This is a genomic window from Alcanivorax sp. HI0083 (assembly GCF_001635175.1).
The window spans coordinates 1-2,984 of the sequence record NZ_LWFX01000951.1; the positions used below are offsets into that span (position 1 = coordinate 1).

Annotated in this window: 3 protein-coding genes and 1 pseudogene; all 4 read left to right on the forward strand. The window is 60.0% G+C overall.

Features of this window, described 5'->3' with window-relative positions; genetic code table 11:
• A pseudogene (locus A3754_RS27665) lies at positions 1-263 on the forward strand (hypothetical protein); the annotation flags it as partial.
• A gap of 48 nt (positions 264-311) precedes the next feature.
• Entirely contained in the window at positions 312-1,463 is a 1,152-nt protein-coding gene (locus A3754_RS10715; protein WP_063519666.1) for a CaiB/BaiF CoA-transferase family protein, read from the forward strand.
• A gap of 86 nt (positions 1,464-1,549) precedes the next feature.
• Entirely contained in the window at positions 1,550-2,176 is a 627-nt protein-coding gene (gene msrA / locus A3754_RS10720; protein WP_063519667.1) for a peptide-methionine (S)-S-oxide reductase MsrA, read from the forward strand.
• 25 nt (positions 2,177-2,201) lie between these two features.
• Positions 2,202-2,633 (forward strand): peptide-methionine (R)-S-oxide reductase MsrB, encoded by a 432-nt coding sequence (gene msrB / locus A3754_RS10725; RefSeq protein WP_063519668.1) that lies wholly within the window; start codon positions 2,202-2,204, stop codon positions 2,631-2,633.
• The last annotated feature ends 351 nt before the right edge of the window (positions 2,634-2,984 follow it).

The following is a 2,984-nucleotide window of genomic DNA, read 5'->3' on the forward strand; positions in this document are numbered from 1 at the left end:
CGGCCGGCAACCAGCTCAACCCCATGGAGCAATCCGCCGGCGACGTACAACCGACCTGGAAAATCGGGATCGGTGGCGACCTGGCCAAAGACGAGGTACCCGACGCCCTGCGGCAACATGGCGCAGAGCTGATCAATGCCGACGGCAAACCTCTCTGGACCGGCATCGCCACCACCCACGAGGCCAGCAACGCCGTTGCCATCGCCAAAAGCCAGTGCTCGGCCCTGCGTCGCAGCTTGCGTGAACAAGCCCTTATTCCCTGACCGGCCAATGTCCGTCAGGGAACGGTAAAACGGACTCTGACAACGGACATGAACATTATGACAGGCCCACTTAACGGACTGACCTTCATCGAACTGGCCGGCATTGGCCCCGGCCCCTTCTGCGGCATGATGCTTGCCGACATGGGCGCCACCGTTATCCGCATCGACCGCCCCGGCGGTAACCCGCATTCCGCCATCGGCCACACCGTCCTTTTCCGCAATCGCCAAAACCTGGCCGTGGACCTGAAAAGCGCCGAAGGCATCGAAACCGTTCTGAAACTCTGCGAAACCGCCGACGGCCTGTTCGAAGGTTTTCGTCCCGGCGTCACCGAGCGCCTGGGCGTGGGCCCGGAGCAATGCCTGGCCCGCAACCCGAAACTGGTCTACGGCCGCATGACCGGCTGGGGCCAGACCGGGCCACTGGCCCAGGCCGCCGGCCACGACATGAACTACATCGCCCTGTCCGGCGCCCTGCATGCTATGGGCCGTGAAGGCGAAAAGCCCGCAATTCCCCTCAACCTGGTGGGCGATTTCGGTGGCGGCGGCATGATGCTTGCTTTCGGCATGGTCTGCGCCGCACTGGAAGCCCAGCGCAGCGGTAAAGGCCAGGTGGTCGACTCGTCCATGGTAGAAGGTTCCGCCGCCCTCATGGCCATGTTCTACGGGCTCAAATCCCAGGGCATGTTTACCGACAATCGCGGCACTCACATGCTTGATTCCGGCGCACACTTTTATGAAGTGTATGAAACTGCGGACGGCAAATACGTCTCCATCGGCAGTATCGAACCACAGTTCTATGCCCAGCTCTGCCAGCTGGCCGAACTACCCGCCGAAGACTTTGGCCATCAGATCAACCCGCCCAAATGGCCGGAAATGAAACAAAAGCTCGCCGCCGTCATCAAACAGAAGACACGGGACGAGTGGTCCGCCCTCATGGAAGGCACCGATGTCTGTTTTGCACCGGTTCTCAGCCTTGAAGAAGCGCCCTCACACCCGCATAACGTAGCCAGAGAATCCTTTGTTACCGTCAACGGTGCCGCACAACCGGCACCGACCCCGCGCTTCTCACGCACCGCAGCCGGCGAGATAAAACCCGCCACCACTGCCGGAGCAGATAGCCGGGCCGTACTGAGCCAGGCCGGCTTCAGTGACAGTGACATCGATGGCCTGATCGCCAGTGGAGCCGTCAAGCAGGACTGATCCCTGCTTGCTCTCCACTGGCTGCATTGACCTGTAACACCTGCCGGGCCACAAGCCAGGCAGGTGTTCGCCCCATTGGAGGAACCATGAACGTAGTGATCCCCGGCACATCCCTGGCCATTCACCCGGAACGTTTCCCTGATCCCATCGACGATCTGCCCGCCAATGGCATGGCCAAAGCGGTTCTGGCTGGCGGTTGCTTCTGGTGTGTGGAAGCGGTCTATCTGAATCTGGAAGGCGTGAACGCCGTGGTGTCCGGTTATGCCGGCGGCCATGCTGCCCGCGCCAATTACGAGGCCGTCTGTACCGGCACCACCGGCCATGCGGAAGTGATCGAAGTAGAATACGACAGCACCGTCATCAGCTTCGGCGAACTGCTGAAAGTGTTCTTTTCCGTCGCCCACGACCCCACCCAGAAAGACCGGCAAGGCAACGACCGGGGCACCCAGTACCGCTCCGCGATTTTTTATCACGACGAGGCCGAGAGAGCGGTGGCCGAGGCGTACATCCATCAGTTGAATAACGCCGGCGCTTTTATCGCCCCCATTGTTACCACCGTGGAACCGCTGGACGCCTTTTACCGCGCCGAGGATTACCACCAGGATTTCGCCCGTCGCAATCCCAATCAAGGCTACATCACCCATATAGCCAAACCGAAAGTGGAAAAGCTGATCCAGGCCTTTCCCGACAAACTCAAAACCCGGACACCTTAACCAGACAAACTCAAGGGAGTGCCTGATGACCCAAGCACTGTCCGCCAGCGGCTTCGACCTGACGCCCCTGAGCGAAGAAGAGAAACAGGCCCGCGCACAATCGCTGAGCAAAGAAGAACGCCGCATCCTGCTCAACCAGGGCACCGAGCCACCGTTTTGTGGCGGCCTGCTGGATAACAAGGACGATGGCACCTACCACTGTAAACTGTGTGACCTGCCGCTGTTCGCTTCCAGCACCAAGTTCGAATCCGGCACCGGCTGGCCCAGTTTTTATCAACCTTTCGATCCGCAACACATTCGCGAACTGCGCGACAGTAGCCACGGCATGATCCGTATAGAGATCCGCTGCGCCCGCTGCGATAGCCATCAGGGGCACGTCTTCCCCGACGGCCCACCGCCCACTGGCCAACGCTATTGCCTGAACTCCGCCTCCATGGTGTTCAAGGCGCAGAATTAATCCGTCCCATCACCAGAAGCGTAGCGAATAACCTCGCTGACGGCGCGACAACCCAAGCCGACTCTGCTGTAGGAGCACTTCTTGAGGTGCGAACCTGAGCCTCGGCGAAGGATCGCCTTCAGATTGCCAATGCGCAAAACGGGCGGTTCGCACCTCAAGAGGTGCTTGTATGTTTGAATGCTCTTCCTGCAACCATGCAGGACTTGCCGGGGTGGAGGGACCAAAGGAGCATCTGACCCAAGGGTACAGACGGTAGGAGATTTGGCCCCACCCCGCACCTATTCATACGCCGATAAAGAATCCATCGGCTGAGTTGCACCTCAGACCGACGATACCTAGCAAGCCAGCGTT